Raw genomic sequence first — 15674 nt, 5'->3', positions numbered from 1 at the left:
CCGGATCCTCGGCCACGTCACTCTGAAGAACGGCTATCGGCGACCGGAAGGACGGCCGTCTTCGTCGTCCCCCGAGCCGTAGTCATCGGCGTAATCGGCATAGCGATCCGCCAGCTCATCGTTGAGGTCGTCGGCGTCGTCATTGCTGGAGTCTCCGACCCCGAGTTCGTCGCGCAGACGGTCAAGATCCGTGCCACCGCTGTTGTACTTCAGCTGGCGAGCAACCTTGACCTGCTTGGCCTTTGCTCGGCCGCGCCCCATTGGCTCGACCCCCTCGTGTGGGGTCGTCCCCGACCCCTCGTCGCTAACGCACCACACACTGACGCCGCCTGACTTTGGACGTCAGCCTATCGTTCGCCTATTACCGTACCTGTTTTGTGCCCAGCTCGGTACGTCGTATGGGCGTGGGGCGTCAGTGGCCCAGCCAAATGGCCCTAATACGCCCGACTTCCGACATTCTGCGCTCAGCTAGCCTATCCGCTGCCACAGCCGGCGGAACGCCCTCGTCCGCCGCGATCCCGAAGATCTTCAGAGTCGTGTCGTAGATCTGGGCCGCCTTCGCCCTGGCGCGGTCCATGCTGAAGCCCTCGATCTCGTCGGCGACCTGGATGACGCCGCCGGAGTTGACCACGTAGTCGGGCGCGTACAGGATCCCGCGGTCGGCCAGCTGCTTCTCGACGCCGGGATGCGCGAGCTGGTTGTTGGCCGCGCCGCAGACGATCTTCGCCCGCAGACCGGCCACCGTGGCGTCGTCGAGCGCGCCGCCCAGCGCGCAGGGCGCGAAGACGTCGATGTCGGACGTGGTGAGCGCCTGGGCGTCGGCGACCACCTCGACCTCCGGATGCCGCTGGCGCACCCGCTCGACGGCCCGCGGGTCGACGTCGCAGATCACGACCTCGGCGCCGTCCTCGCGCAGGAGGTCGACCAGGCGGTGGCCCACCTTCCCGACTCCCTCGACGCCGACCCGCCTGCCGTGCAGCGACGGCGTGCCGAAGACCCGTTCGGCCGAGGCGCGCATGCCCTGGAAGACGCCGAACGAGGTCAGCACCGAGGAGTCGCCGGCGCCGCCGTGGGCCAGGGTGCGGCCGGTGACGTGGCGGGACTCGCGGGCGACGACGTCCATGTCCTCGCTGAAGGTGCCGACGTCGCAGGCGGTGATGTAGCGCCCGCCGAGCGACTCGACGAACCTGCCGTAGGCGCGCAGCAGCGCCTCGCTCTTGACCTTGGCCGGGTCGCCGATGATGACGGCCTTGCCGCCGCCGAGGTCGAGGCCGGCCAGGGCGTTCTTGTAGGACATGCCCTTGGCCAGGTTGAGCACGTCGGCCAGGGCCGCCTGCTCGTTCTCGTACGGATAGAACCTGGTGCCGCCGAGCGCGGGCCCGAGGGCCGTGCTGTGGACGGCGATGATCGCACGCAGGCCGCTCTGCTCGTCGGCGCAGAAGACGACCTGCTCGTGGACGTCCTTGTGGGACGTGCCGAAGACGTCGGTCACGGTAGTGACTCCCTGTCCGGTCCACCGCTCCTTCGCGGCGGAGGTCACTCTCAGACTAGTGAGCCCGACGGTGCGCGCAGGTGCTCTTCGTGACACGATGCCTCCGTGCTGCCCTATGCCGCCTACCTCCGCGTCTATGAGCCACTGACCGCGTTCGCCGAGTCCGAGCGCAAGCTGTGGGCCGACTACGCCGACTCACGCGACCGTCCGCGCCGGGCGAACGCGCTCAACGCGGAGCACAGCGAGTCGGTCATGCGCCTGCTCGGCATGCCCCCTCAGCCCGTTCCCGCCCAGGAGAGCCCCAATGCCTATCTGCGGCGTGTTGAGGACCGTTTGTACGTATGTCCCTGGCAGACGCGTCTGCGGTCGTGGCTGGCCTTCTCAAGGCTTCGTGGCGCCACTCCCGTGAAGCTGATGGACCGGCTCGTGCCCAAGGCCATCGCCGAGCAGACGGCCGACGACTTCGACCGGTTCAAGCGCCGGGCCGGTTCGTCCGCCTTGCGTACGCACATTCGCACCACGGCGTGGCATGTGCCGCCATCGTGGTTCGTGCCGTTTGATGGGAACGAGCGCTGGCTGGTGCTCGGCTCCTCCACCCCGGGACAGGACGTGACGACCACTACGGGCCGTAACCTCATCTACGTCACCTCCATGGCGCAGGCCAGGAGGCGGGCGGCCCGCGCCCTCAACGTGATGCGCCGGCACCTCGGCGACGCGTCGTCCAACTTCGACGTGGAGGACATCGCGCGCTGGCTGGAGGAGTTCCACCCGCACTCGCTGGTCGAGCTCGACTACGGCGGCCTGGTCCACCTGATGAACGACGACGCCCTCCAGGCCGACCAGTCGGTTGCTGAGCTTTCGGCCGCTTTGACCGGTCTGGACACGGGTCAAGAAGAACTTGCCTATGCCATGTACCAGCGCGTCATCCTTCGGTGGAAGTCAATGCAACAGCTGGAATCCGCCAACTGATTCCCAAAACAACCGTCTGACCTGCATGAGTAGGTCACGTCTCGCGGCTGCTCTCTTCTGCGAACTGAGTAGTTTGCCGTTTTCACTGCGATACCACGAACCGTGTCGCTAGAATCACCGAGCGTGACATCGCCATGGGGGCGGGCAGTTGGGTCAAAGAAGGGCTCGCCAATCGCTCTGCGTGGCGGTATGGTCACATCGGGTGATGCCGCATATGGCTCAGAAAAGCCGCACGCTCTGCGCCATAGGGGGACATCCGTGACACGCGCAAAGGCAGTCACAGGATCGCTAAGCCGGTCCACACGGAGGAGAGGCCGCACAAATGTCAGCTCGTACACCCGAGGCCGAGCCACTGCTCACGCCCGCTGAGGTCGCGACCATGTTCAGGGTCGACCCCAAGACCGTTACGCGGTGGGCCAAGGCGGGCAAGTTGACGTCGATTCGTACCCTCGGCGGTCATCGGCGTTACCGGGAGACCGAGGTTCGCGCACTGCTCGCGGGCATTCCGCAGCAGCGTTCCGAGTAGTCGCAAGGGTCGTCACGAACCTCAGGGGGGTTGAGGGTGGACCAGGTACGCTTGCCCGGTCCACCGACGTGACGTCGCACGGGGAAGTTGGCGTCGCCCGCCCGGCGCCACTCTTCCCCCGCTACCCCAGTTGCTCGCCGGTGAGCACGTCGAGCAGCTCGCCGACCTCGCCGTCGTAGGCGGCGGCCACGCCGAGCAGGGCCACCATGTGGTCGACGAGCATCTTCTCCAGGATCGGCCGCTCGACGTCGCGGTGCTCCAGCCAGTCGAGGCCGGCCGTCTCCACGGAGGCGATCCACGAGCGCAGCGTGGTGCGCAGCACCGGGCTCGGCTCCTCGACGCGCATCTGCTTCTGGATGAGGCGGAACAGCCTCCGGCGCACGCCGTCGACGATCTCCCCGACCTCGCCCGCCCGGTTGGCGGGCCCCCCGCGCAGCAGCGCGGCGAAGCCGGCGGCGTGCTCCTCGACGAAGTCGAAGTAACGCCCGAGGCCCGCGGCCAGCTCGTCGAGCGGCCTGCCGCCCTCGGCCGGGCGCAGCCGCGACTCCAGCTGCTCGGCCGCGCTCCTCAGCGCGGCCACGTAGAGCTCCTGCTTGCCGCCGAAGTAGTGGTAGACCAGCGCCCGCGAGGCGCCTGCCGCGGAGGCGACGTCGTCGATCGAGACGTCCTCGGCGTCACGGGTGCTGAACAGCTCCAGCGCGGCCGCCATGAGCTCCTCGCGACGGCGGTCCACACTCAGCCTTCGGCGTGCGGGGCGTGCCGTCTCGGCTGACTTCCCGGGTGTCACACCTGCACAGTATCCGACGGCATGCCCAATAGCGGACGTGTGGCGAATGGGTCAATATCAGGCTTCCCTAACCCGAAGCCGTACCCTGCGGCTTACTCGATCGTTTGGTGAGACAGGTGCCCATATCCGCATCGCGGGGGAGACACATGTCAGGACCGCCCGTCAACACTTCAACCATCGCCGAGCTCCGCGAGGTAGAGCCATTGCCTCGGCCACGACCCACCATCCGCAACGTCGCCGAGCGAGCCGGCGTCTCGAAGTCGCTGGTCTCACTCGTGCTGCGCGGATCCCCGCACGTGAGCGAGCATCGGCGGCAGGCAGTGCTCCAGGCGGCGCGCGAGCTCGGCTACCGGCCGAACGCCGTCGCGCGCAGCCTGGTGGAAGGACGTACACATCTGGTCGGGGCGCTCGTCGCCGACCTGCACAACCCGTTCTACGCCGAGTTCCTCGACGGCCTGCAGGAGAGCCTGCACGGCGACGGGCTGCGCATGCTGATCGGGAACAGCCAGTGGGACCCGGCGTTCGAGGACGAGGCCGTCGAGGCCTTCCTGGAACTCCGGGTCGACGGGCTGGTGCTCTTAGGCATCGCGCCGACCAGCGAGACGCTGATCGAGGCCACCGCCTACACCCCGACCGTCGTCGTAGGGGAACGTGACATCGAGCTGGACGGCGTCGACATCGTGGTCGACGATGACCGGCTCGGCGCCCGGCTGGCCATCGACCACCTGGTGAACCTGGGGCACAAGCGGATCGCGCACATCGAGGGCCCCCGGTCCTCGCGCTGCGAGGGCTACCTCGTAGCGATGCGCAGGCATTCGCTGGCCCCGTACATCATGGTCGAGGCGGCGGACGCGACCGAGGAGGGCGGCCGCGAGGCGGCGATCGCCCTGCTGACCCGCGACCCGCGGCCGACGGCCGTGTTCGCGGCCAACGACGTGGTGGCGCTGGGCGTGCTGGCCGCCGCGGCCGAGCTGGGGCTGCGGGTGCCGGACGACCTGTCCGTGGTCGGCTACGACAACACCCACCTGTCGGCCTCCCGGCACATCTCGCTCACCTCGGTCGACCAGCCGCGCCGTGCCATGGGCAGGTCGGCGGCCGCGCTGCTGAGCGACAGGATAGGCGAGCCGGCCAAGGGCGCCCGGCTGCGCGAGATCCAACCCGAGCTGATCGTGCGCCGCAGCACGGGACCCGCCTGAGGGGATATCTGCCGGTTGCGCTGCCGTTGCGGGCCTTTATGGGCGCCGCAATGGCACGGCGGGCCAATGCGCAGGTCTCTCGTCAGCAAGCCCGCCCAAAGCCTGGGTCAAGCCGTACGGCAGCGTCGCCGGACGGCGGTTTACTCGTCAGGGTCATGCTAATTGTGGCCGAATCTGGTTCGGTCACGATCTGATCCGGGGGACAGTCATGCGTGATCCAGAACTGGTGTCCTGCGCCCAGCGCGCGGCGGCCGAGCTCGAACGCGCCTGGGGGCACTGGCGGGCGGGCAGGGGGCGGGGCACCGACGTCGGCGCCGAGTCCGTCGCCAGCTACGTGGCGCATTCCCTCGACCATCCGTGGGGCCGCCCCCGCGTCGTCCTCGGCCTCGACGCCGAGGACGCGCGGGAGCTGGCCGCCCTGCTCGAACGGCAGGAGGTTGGCGAGCACGTGTGGTGAAGCGGACGGCGAAACCGCCAGGCGGACCGTCGCAGCGGTCCCGATCCGGCACTTCGGCGGGGTCGCGGGCCGACTCGCAGGATTGCTGTTGATACGGGCCTGAACGCGTGGCTTCACGTAAGTTGGAGCTCATGCGTGCTCTACCAGCCACCGTCCTCGCCGTCTGCGGCCTGATCGCCTCCGCGTGCGGCGGCACCGAGCCTGGTGGCGCCGCGGCAGGTCAGGCCCCCTCCACCGTCCAGGAGACCGGCAAGGCGTCCGTCCAGGACGGGCCGACGGAGACGGCCACGGCGAAGCAGGCACCGCCCGGCGCCAAACCGCTCGCCGGCAAGGTCATCGTCATCGACCCCGGGCACAACGGCGCCAATTACCGCCATCCGGCCGAGATCAACCGCAAGGTCAACGTGCTGACCAAGATGAAGGAATGCGACACGACCGGCACGGCCACGAAGAGCGGTTACAGCGAGGCCGCCTTCACCTGGGACGTCTCCAACCGCATGGCGAAGATCCTTGAGCAGCGCGGCGCGACCGTCAAGCTGACCAGGTCGAGCAACGACGGCGTCGGCCCGTGCATCGACAAGCGGGCCGCGATCGGCAACAAGGCCCGTGCCGACGCCGCGATCTCGGTCCACGGCGACGGCTCGGACAACCCCTCGCACCGGGGATTCCACGTGATCCTCCCGAAGAAGATCAACGGGCCGGTCGACAAGGTCGTGGGCGCCTCGACCAAGCTGGGGATCGACGTACGCGACGCCTACCTCAAGGGCACCGGCATCCCCTACTCCAACTACGTCGGCGCCAAGGCGCTGAACTTCCGCAACGACATCGGCGGGCTCAACCTCTCGACCGTGCCGAAGGTCCTCGTCGAGTGCGGCAACATGCGCAACGCCGTCGACGCGGCCAAGTTCCAGGACCCGAAGTTCAGGCAGCGGATCGCCTTGGCACTCGCGAACGGGATGCAGCACTATCTCGAAGCATGATTCCTCGCCCAGAGCTGCTCAGTGATCTTTCCGGCTCCTTCGAGCTGACCTCGGGCGCGACCGTCGCCGGTCCGTACGCGGACGCGGTACGTCGCGCGCTGCCCCTCCTCGACCTGCGCCCGGGAGACTCGGGCGAGATCGAGGTACGCCAGGATCCCGCGCTCGGCGCGGAGGCCTACCGGCTGACCACCGGGTCGCGGGGGATCGAGATCGTCGCCGGCGGGGCGGCGGGCGCGTTCTACGCCGCGCAGTCGTTGCACCAGTTGCTGCCGGACGCCTCCTACCGGTTCGCCGAGGGCGCGTCGTGGCCGGTGCCCGGGGTGCGGATCGAGGACGCGCCGCGGTTCGCCTGGCGTGGGCTGCACCTCGACGTGGCCCGGCATTTCTCCCCCAAGCGGGAGGTGCTCCGGCTGATCGACCTGATGGCCGTGCACAAGCTGAACCGGCTGCACCTCCACCTGGTCGACGACCAGGGCTGGCGGGTGGAGAGCCGGGCGTACCCACTGCTCCACGAGGTCTCCTCGCACCGGCCGCGCACGGCCACCAACTACTACCGGGAGCCGGAGGCGTACGACGACATCCCGCACGGCGGCTACTACACGCTGGAGGACCTGGCCGAGATCGGCGCGTACGCGCGGTCCAGGTTCGTCACGGTGGTGCCCGAGATCGACGTGCCGGGGCACGCCTCGGCGATCCTGGCCGCCTACCCGGCGCTCGGCGCCACCGGCGAGCCCTACGACGTGCTCGACCGGTGGGGCATCTCGCCGGCGATCCTGTCGCCGCTGCCGCCGACCGTCGAGTTCCTGATCACGATCTTCGACGAGATCATCGGCGCGCTGGGCGAGGTGCCCTTCTTCCACATCGGCGGGGACGAGGTCGTGCTCGACCACTGGGCGCAGTCGGCGCAGATCACGGCCTACCGCGAATCGCTGGGGCTGTCCACGGTGCCCGACCTGCAGGCGTGGTTCCTGCGTCAGCTGGCCGACGCCCTCGCCGAGCGCGGCGCGCGGGCCGTGGTGTGGGACGAGGCGTTCGTCAGCGGCGGGCTGCGCCAGGACACCGTCGTCATGCCCTGGCGCGGCATGGGCGTCGGGCGGCGGGCCGCCGCGGCGGGCCACGACGTGGTCGCCACCCCGGTGTTCCCGCTCTACTTCGACTACGCCGAGGCGGCCTCCGCCGACGAGCCGATGGCCATCGGCGACACCACCACGGTGGCCGACGTGGCCGCGTTCGACCCGGCCCCCGCCGACTGGACGGACGAGGAGCGGGCGCGCGTCATGGGCGTGCAGGCCCAGCTGTGGACCGAGCGGGTGCCCGACCCCCGGACCGTCGACTACCGGCTCTGGCCGCGGTCGTGCGCGCTGGCGGAGGTGGCCTGGGCGGGCTCGGGCGGCGACGGGTTCGCCGAGCGGCTGGAGAGTCACCTGCGGCGGCTCGACGCCATCGGCGTGGAGTACCGGCCGGCGGCGGGCCCGCACCCGTGGCAGCGGCGGCGTCCGCACCGGCCGAGCGGCGTGAAGGTGAACGAGGTGATGGAGCGCATCGACGCCATGACGCACGACGCGGAGTCGACCAGGCCGAGCGTCTGACCGTCGGTCAGATGGGCGCGGGACGGTCGTTGAGTATGCGCTGGAACAGCACGTGGTCCTGCCACGCGCCGTCGATGCTGACGGCGCGTGGGGCCATGCCGTACTCCTCGAAGCCCGCCTTGCGCAGGACCGCCTGCGAGGCCTTGTTGTGCAGCAGCGTGCCGGCCTCCACCCGGTGCAGGCTCAGGTCCTCGTCGGCGGCCCGGCACGCCTCCAGCACCGCCTTGGTGGCCAGCCCCCGCCCGTTGTAGGCGGCGTCCACCCAGTAGCCCAGCGACGCGCTCTGGGCGGCGCCGCGGATGATGCTGTTCAGGTTCATCCTGCCCACGACGCGGTCGCCGTCCGTGAGCACCCACGGCATCACGAAGCCGGCCGCACGGTCCTCGGCCAGTCGTTCGAGGCGTGCGGCCTGGCCCGCGGGGGTGAAGAAGTCGGCCGGCCTGCGGGGCTCCCAGGGGCGCAGGAAGTCGCGGTTGCGGCGGTAGGCGTCGGCCAGCGCCCGCGCGTCGGACCTGGCGACGGGACGCATGACGACGTCGTCGGTGAGCTTCACCTCGGCATTGATCACGATTCCACGATAGGGGCCCTAGGCGGTGCGGCCGATCGCCTCGGTGACGGAGGACAGGCCGTGGCGGCGGACCCGGCGGGCGAGCTGCCGGTGGATGCGGGCGGCCCACAGCGGGCCGCCGTAGATCCAGCCGGTGTACCCCTGGACCAGGGTGGCCCCGGCCAGCAGGCGCTCCCAGACGTCGTCGACGTCCTCGACGCCGCCCACGGAGACCAGCGTGAGGCGGTCGCCGACCTTGGCGCGCAACCGGCGCAGCACCTCCAGCGAGCGCCCCTTGAGCGGACGCCCGGACAGGCCGCCGGTCTCGCCGCCGTGCCGGATGGTGGTGTTGGTCGCGATGATGCCGTCCAGGCCCAGCTCCACGGCCAGGTCGGCGACCGCGTCGACGTCTTCGTCGGCCAGGTCGGGGGCGATCTTCACCAGCAGCGGCGTACGGCGCGGCGTCGCGTCGGCGACCTCCTTGACCGCGACCAGCAGCGGGCGCAGCAGCTCGACCGCCTGAAGGTTGCGCAGGCCGGGCGTGTTGGGCGAGCTGACGTTGACCACCAGGTAGTCGGCCAGCGGGGCCAGCTCCCTGGCGCCGGTCACGTAGTCGGCCACCGCCTCGGACTCCGGCACCACCTTGGTCTTGCCGATGTTCACCCCGACCACGACCGGCACCCCGCGCGTACGGCGCAGCCGCCGGGCGGCGGCGCGGGCGCCGGAGTTGTTGAAGCCCATCCGGTTGATCACCGCCCGCTCCCCCACCAGCCGGAACAGGCGCGGTTGCGGGTTGCCGGGCTGGGCGTGCGCGGTGATGGTGCCGACCTCGACGTGGCCGAAGCCGAGCGCGGCGATCGCCTCGGCGCAGGCCGCGTCCTTGTCGAACCCGGCGGCCAGGCCGAACGGGCCGGGGAAGTGCACGCCGAACGCGGTCACCCGCAGGACCGGGTCGTGCGGGGCGAACGCTCGGTGGAGCAGCCGCTTGAGCAGGGGCAGCCGGGCGAGCACGGCCAGGCCCTTGACGGTGAGACGGTGCACGGCCTCGGCGTCGAAACGCCGCAAGACCTGCGTGAACACGAGGCGATACATCACGGGTCAGGCTACCAATCCCGCCTCGTGGGCGATGATCGCGGCCTGGACGCGGTTGCGCACGTCGAGCCGGGTCAGGATCGTGCTCACGTACGCCTTCACGGTGCCCTCCACGATGTGCAGCCGCTTGGCGATCTCCGCGTTCGACAGGCCCGCGCCGAGCAGCGCGAGGACCTCCCGCTCGCGGTCGGTGAGCACGCCGACGCGGTCGCGGGCCTCGGCCTCGCGGGCCATCCGGCCGCCGCCGAGCTGGGCGATCACGCGCTGGGCCACCTTGGGCGACAGGTACGCCGCGCCGTCCGCGACCGCGTGGATGCCGGCGATCAGCTCGCGCGGGTCGCCGGACTTGAGCAGGAACCCGGCGGCCCCCACCTCCAGCGCCCTGGCGATGTAGTCGTCCTCGCCGAACGTGGTCAACATCACCACCGCCGTGGCGGGCGCGACGCGGCGCAGCTCGGCCGCGGCGGCCAGGCCGTCGAGGCGCGGCATGCGGATGTCAAGCAGCGCGACGTCGGGACGGTGGCCGATGGCCAGGTCGACGGCCTGTCTGCCGTCGCCTGCCTCGGCGACCACCTCCAGGGACGGGTCGGAGTCGAGGATCGCCTTGACCCCGGCCCGGATCATGGCCTCGTCGTCGGCGAGGAGTACGCGGATCACGCCCTCTATATTGCCGACATGGCACAAGTGAAGGTTTACGGGCGTCGTGACGTGTGGGCCGGACGGCAGCGGGAGATCTCCGATCTGCTGCAGTCGTGCCTGGTCAGCGCGTGGGGCGTGCCCGAGGAGAAGCGATTCCACCGGTTCCTGCTGCTGGACGCCGACGACTTCGTCTGCCCGGGGCGCAGCGCGAACTACCTGATCATCGAGGTCGTGTGCTTCACGGGACGCAGCGACGACGCCAAGCGCGCGCTGATCCGGTCGATCTACGAAAAGTCGGGATACGACCCCGAGGATGTGGAGATCACGATCATTGAGATGCCCAAGGTGAACTGGGGAATCCGGGGCGTTCCGGCCGACGAGCTGACGCTGCCGTACAAGGTGGAGGTCTAGCGTCAAGGGTGGCCTGGGGCGGGCGGTATGGTCCGAGTCATGAGCACTCACTATGACGTCGTCGTTCTCGGCGCGGGTCCGGGAGGATACACGGCCGCCGTCCGCGCCGCCCAGCTCGGGCTGCGTACCGCGGTCATCGAGGAGAAGTACTGGGGTGGCGTCTGCCTGAACGTGGGCTGCATCCCGTCCAAGGCGCTGCTGCGCAACGCCGAGCTGGCCCACATCTTCCACAACGAGGCCAAGACGTTCGGCATCAGCGGCGAGGTGAGCTTCGACTACGGCGCGGCCTTCCAGCGCAGCCGCAAGGTCGCCGACGGCCGGGTCAAGGGCGTTCACTACCTGATGAAGAAGAACGCCATCACCGAGTACGACGGGCGCGGCACCTTCCTCGACGCCAACACCCTGCAGGTCAACGATGAGACGATCACGTTCGACCACTGCATCATCGCGGCCGGGGCCACCACCAGGCTGATCCCGGGCACGCAGTTGTCGGAGCGGGTGGTGACGTACGAGGAGCAGATCCTCACCGAGAACCTGCCGCGCAGCATCATCATCGCGGGCGCGGGCGCGATCGGCGTGGAGTTCGCGTACGTGCTGCACAACTACGGCGTCAAGGTGACGATCGTGGAGTTCCTCGACCGGGTCGTGCCGCTGGAGGACGAAGAGGTCTCGGCCGAGCTGGCCAAGCGCTACAAGCGGCTCGGCATCGAGGTGCTGACCTCGACCCGCGTCGACGGCATCGAGGACACCGGCGGCTCGGTCAAGGTCACCGTCACCCGCGACGGCCAGACCCAGGTGCTGGAGGCCGACAAGGTCATGCAGGCCATCGGCTTCCAGCCGCGCGTCGACGGCTACGGCCTGGAGAAGACCGGCGTGCAGCTCACCGAGCGCGGCGCGATCGCCGTCGACGGCCGCTGCCGCACGAACGTGCCCCACATCTTCGCCATCGGCGACGTCACCGCCAAGCTCATGCTGGCCCACGCCGCCGAGTCGATGGGCATCATCGCCGCCGAGACCATCGGCGACGCCGAGACCATGGAGCTCGACTACGTGATGATCCCGCGGGCCACGTACTGCCAGCCGCAGGTGGCCAGCTTCGGCTACACCGAGGCGCAGGCCCGCGACCTGGGCTACGACGTCAAGGTGGCCAAGTTCCCCTTCACGGCCAACGGCAAGGCCCACGGCCTGGGCGACACCGCCGGGTTCGTCAAGATCATCAGTGACAACACCCACGGCGAGCTGCTCGGCGCCCACCTGATCGGCCCCGAGGTCACCGAGCTGCTGCCGGAGCTCACGCTGGCCCAGCAGTGGGACCTGACCGTGCACGAGGTCGCGCGCAACGTGCACGCGCACCCGACGCTCGGCGAAGCGGTCAAGGAGGCGATCCACGGCCTCGCGGGCCACATGATCAACATGTGATCCCGTCGCGCGGATGCGCATCCCGGTGCTCGTCCATCGGGATGCATCCGGCCGGGTCAGACCCAGACGTACGCCGGGTCAGACCCAGACGTACAGGGCGACGCCCAGCAGCGCCACGGCCAGCGCCGAGGCCCAGCCGCGCAGCGTGTTCCACCGGGTCCAGCGCGGCGCGTACGCCTGCCAGGCCAGGTCACCCGCCTCCAGGGCGTTGTTCATCGGCACGTTGATCGCGGCCGTGACGGCGATCGAGCCCAGGAAGTAGACGACGGCCGCCGCGAACGCCAGGACGGCCGGCCCGCCGTCCCCGCCGATCAGCAGGAACACGCCGGCCAGCAGCGAGGCCACGGGCGCGAGCGTGAACGTGGACAGGAACCCCGGGTTCAGGATCTTCCTGTTCATGCTGCGCATGGCGGCCGCCGCGCCCTCCTCCCCCACGGCGTCCAGGCCGGGCATGACGGAGGTGGAGAAGGCGAAGAACACGCCCGCCATCAGCCCGTTCAGGACGAGGGCGAGCACCGAGGAGACGACCGCGAGTACGCTCACGTCCCTATGATCCCTTACGTCACCCTTGTCCAGAACGCTCGGCGATTCTCATTGAACGTTCATATATTCCTGAGATGTCTCTGAGACCGGAGGCCCACCGTGGTGCCCGTGCCTCCAACGAACGCGCAAACACAGATCGGACGGCTCGGGGCCGTCACGGTACGCCTGGGGCTCTTCGGGCTGGTCGCGCTGGGCATCCTGGGCGCCGGCCTGGAGCTGGCCTTCGAACGCCACTGGCAGTCCTGGCAGCAGTTCGTCCCCTGGGTGGCGCTGCTGGCGCTCGGGGCCGCGCTCGTGCTGCTGGCCCTGGACGCCTCACCCCTCACGCTCAAGGTCGTCCGCGGGATCGCACTGGTGGTGCTGCTCGCCTCCGCCTACGGCGTGTACGCGCACATCTCGGCCAACCATGACATGGGCGCCTTCGACCCGCGCCACGCCGACACCTGGCAGACCCTCTCGCCCCTCACCCAATGGTGGTACGCGCTGACCAAGTCCGTCGGCCCGGCCCCGCCGCTCGCGCCCGGCATGCTCGCCCAGAGCGCGCTCCTGCTGCTGCTGACCACGCTGGCCCCCGCCAGGGCCAGGGAGAACGCCTGATCACACCCCGCAGGCGGCCCGCACGTCGGCGACGAGCCGTTCGGCGGCGGCCACCGTACGGGTGATCTCCTCCGGCGTGCCGCCGACGGAGGCGAGCAGCGCCTGGGCCCGCTCGCCGAAGCCGGGGGGCGCAGAGGGCAGCCGGTCGGCGGCGGCGACCATGCCCTTCTCGTTGATCAGCCAGGCGCCGTCGGCCGCGTGCAGGGCGTGGCAGGCGACGCCGATCGCGCGGAACAGCGCCCCGGCGGCGTACACCGGGTCGCGCCCGGCGGCGCCGTATGCGGCGATCGTCAGCGAGAAGCCGGCCTCCCACAACCCCTGGACCAGCGCCTCGCGCAGCGCGGGCGGGTACGCGGCCGTCTCGGCGCGCAGGGCCGCCAGCTCGCCGGACGGGTCGGCCAGCACCTTGCACAGCGCCACCTCGCCCGCGTAGGCGTGGGAGTAGAAGCCCAGCGGGTGGCCAGGCTGGACGCCGATCTCGTACCGTCCGGCACGGCAGTCCTGCCAGACGCGGCGCACCCGGTCGAGGTCGCGGTAGATCCAGTCCACCCGCCACCCCTCGACGGTGAGCCAGCCGCCGCCGTCGACCCATGGCCCCCAGCCGCCGGGCTCGGTCACCTCGGTCGGCTCGCCGGTCATCTCCCGGGCGAGGGCGCGCAGGTCGCCAACGGCGAGCGGCCCCCGGTAGTACAGGCCCAGATCGATGTCGGAGTCGGGCCGGTGCGTGCCGCGCGCCCGGCTGCCGCCGAGCGCGACCGCCACCACGCCGGGCACCTCGGCCAGCTTCGCCGCGATCTCCCGCAGCCGTTCGTCACGCATGCCGGTCCGCCATGCGTCCAACCTACCGAAGGCCCAAATCGCATATTTCCGAACCACTCCGGCATTTTCCGCGTCACACTCAAGCACAGCCCGGTGTGTGATCCATGAGACTGGAGAGACCGAAGTGGCGTCAGGTCGCAAACTCGTAGCCATGGCCGTGATGACGGCCGCCGCGCTCACCACGGGAGGGGCCGTGGCCCGGGGCGAGGCCCGCCCGGCCGCCGCCGCCGTTCAGGAGCCGGCCCCCGTGACCACCACCGCTCTGACCACCACCCCCGCCGCCGTCGCCGAGCCCGCCTGCGTGCGGGTCAAGGGCGCCGAGGTGTGCGTGGGCCCGGACGGCAGCGACCGGCCCGGCATCTGGGTCGAGGACACCCGCAACGACAAGCTGCACGCCGCCGTCGAGTACCACCTGAACGAGTACCTGGGCACCAAGTACGTCATCCACAACCTGGCCGGCAAGGGCGAGATCCGGGGCAACCGCGAGATCGGCAGGACGGTGACGTTCCGGGCCGCCGTGTACGAGGGCAACCACCGCGTCCGGGTGGGCCGCTGGAAGACCGTCCGCAACCTCACCAAATACCCGGTCAAGCGCGACACCGGCGTCACCCCGGCCGCCGCTCGGGGCCGTGCGGAGCTGTGCTCGTCCACCAAGGGCGGGGCCAGCGTGTGCTTCCACGAGCGCGACACGTACGTCTTCGCCTGCGACACCAGGGCCGACGAGTACCAGGCACGCGCCGAGTACTTCGTGGCCGGCGACCCGACCGCCCGCTACGAGATCCACCAGCTCGCCGGCCTCAACACCTGCGGCAAGGCCGAGCACGGCGACCAGTCGATCAGCATGTACCGCGCGTCGGTCTACAACGGCTCCCACCGGGTCGCGACGCGGCAGTACAAATACAACTAGCTTGCAAGCGGCCCCGCAAGCCGGTTGAAATCGGGCCAATGCACTGTGTGGTCATCCCAGAGAGGAAGGAACCCCTCGATGACCGCCTCCCGTACCGCCGCCGTCCTGACCGGTGTCGCCGCCGCAGCCCTGGTCGCGCTCGCCTCCTCCCCCGCCCAGGCCGCCTCGGCCGCCCCCTGGGGTCCCTACTACGCCCCTGGGCACGCCGCCAAGGCGACCGGCACGCTGAGCGCGACCGGCGAGGACCACGCCGACCTGCCGACCGCCGACGTGGTGCGGATCTCCGGCAAGCTGACCGACTCGACCCGCAAGGACTCCGCCTGCGGCTGGGCGGTGTTCCGCATCACCTACCGCGACGGGAGCAACCTGCCCAACAAGGAGCGCGGCATCCGCAACTGCTCCGCCAGCTCCGCCAAGCGGTTCTCCTTCGAGTACCACGACGTCTACCAGGTCGAGCTGAAGGTCTGCGCCGAGGGCAAGGGCTCCAAGCCGTCCCTGAACTGCCTGTACGCCGGCACCTGGAAGACCCTCTACCTGTCGAAGTGACCACCCCCGGCGGCGGGGGGCCCCCCCCCCCCCCCCCCCGGGGGGGGGGGGGGCCCCCCCCCCCCCCCCCCCCCCCCCCCCCAACCCCCCCCCCCCCCCCCCCCCCCCCCCCCCCCCCCCCCAACCCACCCCCCCCCCCCCCCCCAAAACAAACAAAC

At 70.4% G+C, this 15674-nt stretch carries 19 protein-coding genes; 11 read left to right on the top strand and 8 right to left on the bottom strand.

Going from position 1 to position 15674, the window contains the following annotated elements:
• Window positions 1-33: 33 nt before the first annotated feature.
• Both ACIBK9_RS51085 and ACIBK9_RS51080 read right to left on the bottom strand, forming a co-directional pair.
• Window positions 34-261 (bottom strand): DUF3073 domain-containing protein, encoded by a 228-nt coding sequence (locus tag ACIBK9_RS51085; protein ID WP_352320460.1) that lies wholly within the window; start codon window positions 259-261, stop codon window positions 34-36.
• Between the two features lie 151 nt (window positions 262-412).
• Entirely contained in the window at window positions 413-1492 is a 1080-nt protein-coding gene (locus tag ACIBK9_RS51080; RefSeq protein WP_352320458.1) for a Glu/Leu/Phe/Val dehydrogenase dimerization domain-containing protein, read from the bottom strand.
• Between the two features lie 105 nt (window positions 1493-1597).
• Here ACIBK9_RS51080 and ACIBK9_RS51075 point away from each other — a divergent pair, with 105 nt between their 5' ends.
• Window positions 1598-2461, top strand: a complete 864-nt coding sequence (locus ACIBK9_RS51075) for a hypothetical protein (RefSeq protein ID WP_352320456.1) — start codon at window positions 1598-1600, stop codon at window positions 2459-2461.
• Window positions 2462-2783: 322 nt separating this feature from the next.
• On the top strand, window positions 2784-2987 hold the full coding sequence (gene bldC / locus ACIBK9_RS51070) for a developmental transcriptional regulator BldC (protein ID WP_013133571.1): 204 nt from the start codon (window positions 2784-2786) through the stop codon (window positions 2985-2987).
• Window positions 2988-3108: 121 nt separating this feature from the next.
• Here bldC and ACIBK9_RS51065 read toward each other — a convergent pair whose 3' ends face one another.
• The gene (locus ACIBK9_RS51065; protein ID WP_358301955.1) at window positions 3109-3720 is read right to left on the bottom strand and encodes a TetR/AcrR family transcriptional regulator; all 612 of its coding nucleotides are present in this window, start codon (window positions 3718-3720) and stop codon (window positions 3109-3111) included.
• Between the two features lie 257 nt (window positions 3721-3977).
• On the opposite strand from ACIBK9_RS51065, the gene ACIBK9_RS51060 reads away from it, so the two are divergent.
• The 4 genes from ACIBK9_RS51060 (at window position 3978) to ACIBK9_RS51045 (ending at window position 7996) form a co-directional block, all read left to right on the top strand.
• On the top strand, window positions 3978-4970 hold the full coding sequence (locus ACIBK9_RS51060) for a LacI family DNA-binding transcriptional regulator (protein ID WP_358301952.1): 993 nt from the start codon (window positions 3978-3980) through the stop codon (window positions 4968-4970).
• Window positions 4971-5178: 208 nt separating this feature from the next.
• Entirely contained in the window at window positions 5179-5427 is a 249-nt protein-coding gene (locus ACIBK9_RS51055) for a hypothetical protein (RefSeq protein ID WP_125645653.1), read from the top strand.
• Window positions 5428-5558: 131 nt separating this feature from the next.
• On the top strand, window positions 5559-6407 hold the full coding sequence (locus ACIBK9_RS51050) for an N-acetylmuramoyl-L-alanine amidase (RefSeq protein WP_397166630.1): 849 nt from the start codon (window positions 5559-5561) through the stop codon (window positions 6405-6407).
• On the top strand, window positions 6404-7996 hold the full coding sequence (locus tag ACIBK9_RS51045) for a beta-N-acetylhexosaminidase (protein ID WP_397166628.1): 1593 nt from the start codon (window positions 6404-6406) through the stop codon (window positions 7994-7996). The genes ACIBK9_RS51050 and ACIBK9_RS51045 overlap by 4 nt, the downstream gene beginning before the upstream one ends.
• Before the next feature lie 7 nt (window positions 7997-8003).
• On the opposite strand, the gene ACIBK9_RS51040 is transcribed toward ACIBK9_RS51045, so the two are convergent.
• From ACIBK9_RS51040 to ACIBK9_RS51030, 3 genes are read right to left on the bottom strand one after another with little or no spacing between them, the layout of a single operon-like run.
• Complete coding sequence (locus ACIBK9_RS51040; RefSeq protein ID WP_397166627.1) at window positions 8004-8564, bottom strand: GNAT family N-acetyltransferase; 561 nt, start codon at window positions 8562-8564, stop codon at window positions 8004-8006.
• Between the two features lie 18 nt (window positions 8565-8582).
• Entirely contained in the window at window positions 8583-9635 is a 1053-nt protein-coding gene (locus ACIBK9_RS51035; protein ID WP_358301940.1) for a quinone-dependent dihydroorotate dehydrogenase, read from the bottom strand.
• 6 nt (window positions 9636-9641) lie between these two features.
• On the bottom strand, window positions 9642-10292 hold the full coding sequence (locus ACIBK9_RS51030) for a response regulator (RefSeq protein WP_397166625.1): 651 nt from the start codon (window positions 10290-10292) through the stop codon (window positions 9642-9644).
• An 18-nt stretch (window positions 10293-10310) separates the two neighbouring features.
• Here ACIBK9_RS51030 and ACIBK9_RS51025 point away from each other — a divergent pair, with 18 nt between their 5' ends.
• Window positions 10311-10685: a tautomerase family protein gene (locus ACIBK9_RS51025; protein WP_387681520.1), complete on the top strand. Its 375-nt coding sequence runs from the start codon at window positions 10311-10313 to the stop codon at window positions 10683-10685.
• A gap of 39 nt (window positions 10686-10724) precedes the next feature.
• Window positions 10725-12104, top strand: a complete 1380-nt coding sequence (gene lpdA, locus ACIBK9_RS51020; RefSeq protein WP_352361000.1) for a dihydrolipoyl dehydrogenase — start codon at window positions 10725-10727, stop codon at window positions 12102-12104.
• 78 nt (window positions 12105-12182) lie between these two features.
• On the opposite strand, the gene ACIBK9_RS51015 is transcribed toward lpdA, so the two are convergent.
• A complete protein-coding gene (locus tag ACIBK9_RS51015; RefSeq protein WP_397166624.1) occupies window positions 12183-12647 on the bottom strand; it encodes a DUF1772 domain-containing protein in 465 nt (154 codons plus the stop codon).
• 108 nt (window positions 12648-12755) lie between these two features.
• Between ACIBK9_RS51015 and ACIBK9_RS51010 the strand changes: the two genes are divergently transcribed.
• On the top strand, window positions 12756-13244 hold the full coding sequence (locus ACIBK9_RS51010) for a hypothetical protein (RefSeq protein ID WP_397166622.1): 489 nt from the start codon (window positions 12756-12758) through the stop codon (window positions 13242-13244).
• Here ACIBK9_RS51010 and ACIBK9_RS51005 read toward each other — a convergent pair whose 3' ends face one another.
• The gene (locus ACIBK9_RS51005; protein WP_397166620.1) at window positions 13245-14063 is read right to left on the bottom strand and encodes a nucleotidyltransferase domain-containing protein; all 819 of its coding nucleotides are present in this window, start codon (window positions 14061-14063) and stop codon (window positions 13245-13247) included.
• 151 nt (window positions 14064-14214) lie between these two features.
• Here ACIBK9_RS51005 and ACIBK9_RS51000 point away from each other — a divergent pair, with 151 nt between their 5' ends.
• Together ACIBK9_RS51000 and ACIBK9_RS50995 are read left to right on the top strand one after the other, a co-directional pair.
• A complete protein-coding gene (locus ACIBK9_RS51000; protein WP_397166618.1) occupies window positions 14215-14970 on the top strand; it encodes a hypothetical protein in 756 nt (251 codons plus the stop codon).
• Between the two features lie 78 nt (window positions 14971-15048).
• The gene (locus tag ACIBK9_RS50995; RefSeq protein WP_397166616.1) at window positions 15049-15516 is read left to right on the top strand and encodes a hypothetical protein; all 468 of its coding nucleotides are present in this window, start codon (window positions 15049-15051) and stop codon (window positions 15514-15516) included.
• Window positions 15517-15674: the final 158 nt, after the last annotated feature.

This window comes from Nonomuraea sp. NPDC050227 (genome assembly GCF_044459705.1).
GTDB lineage: Bacteria > Actinomycetota > Actinomycetes > Streptosporangiales > Streptosporangiaceae > Nonomuraea.
This window is presented reverse-complemented; position numbering and strand designations above follow the sequence as displayed.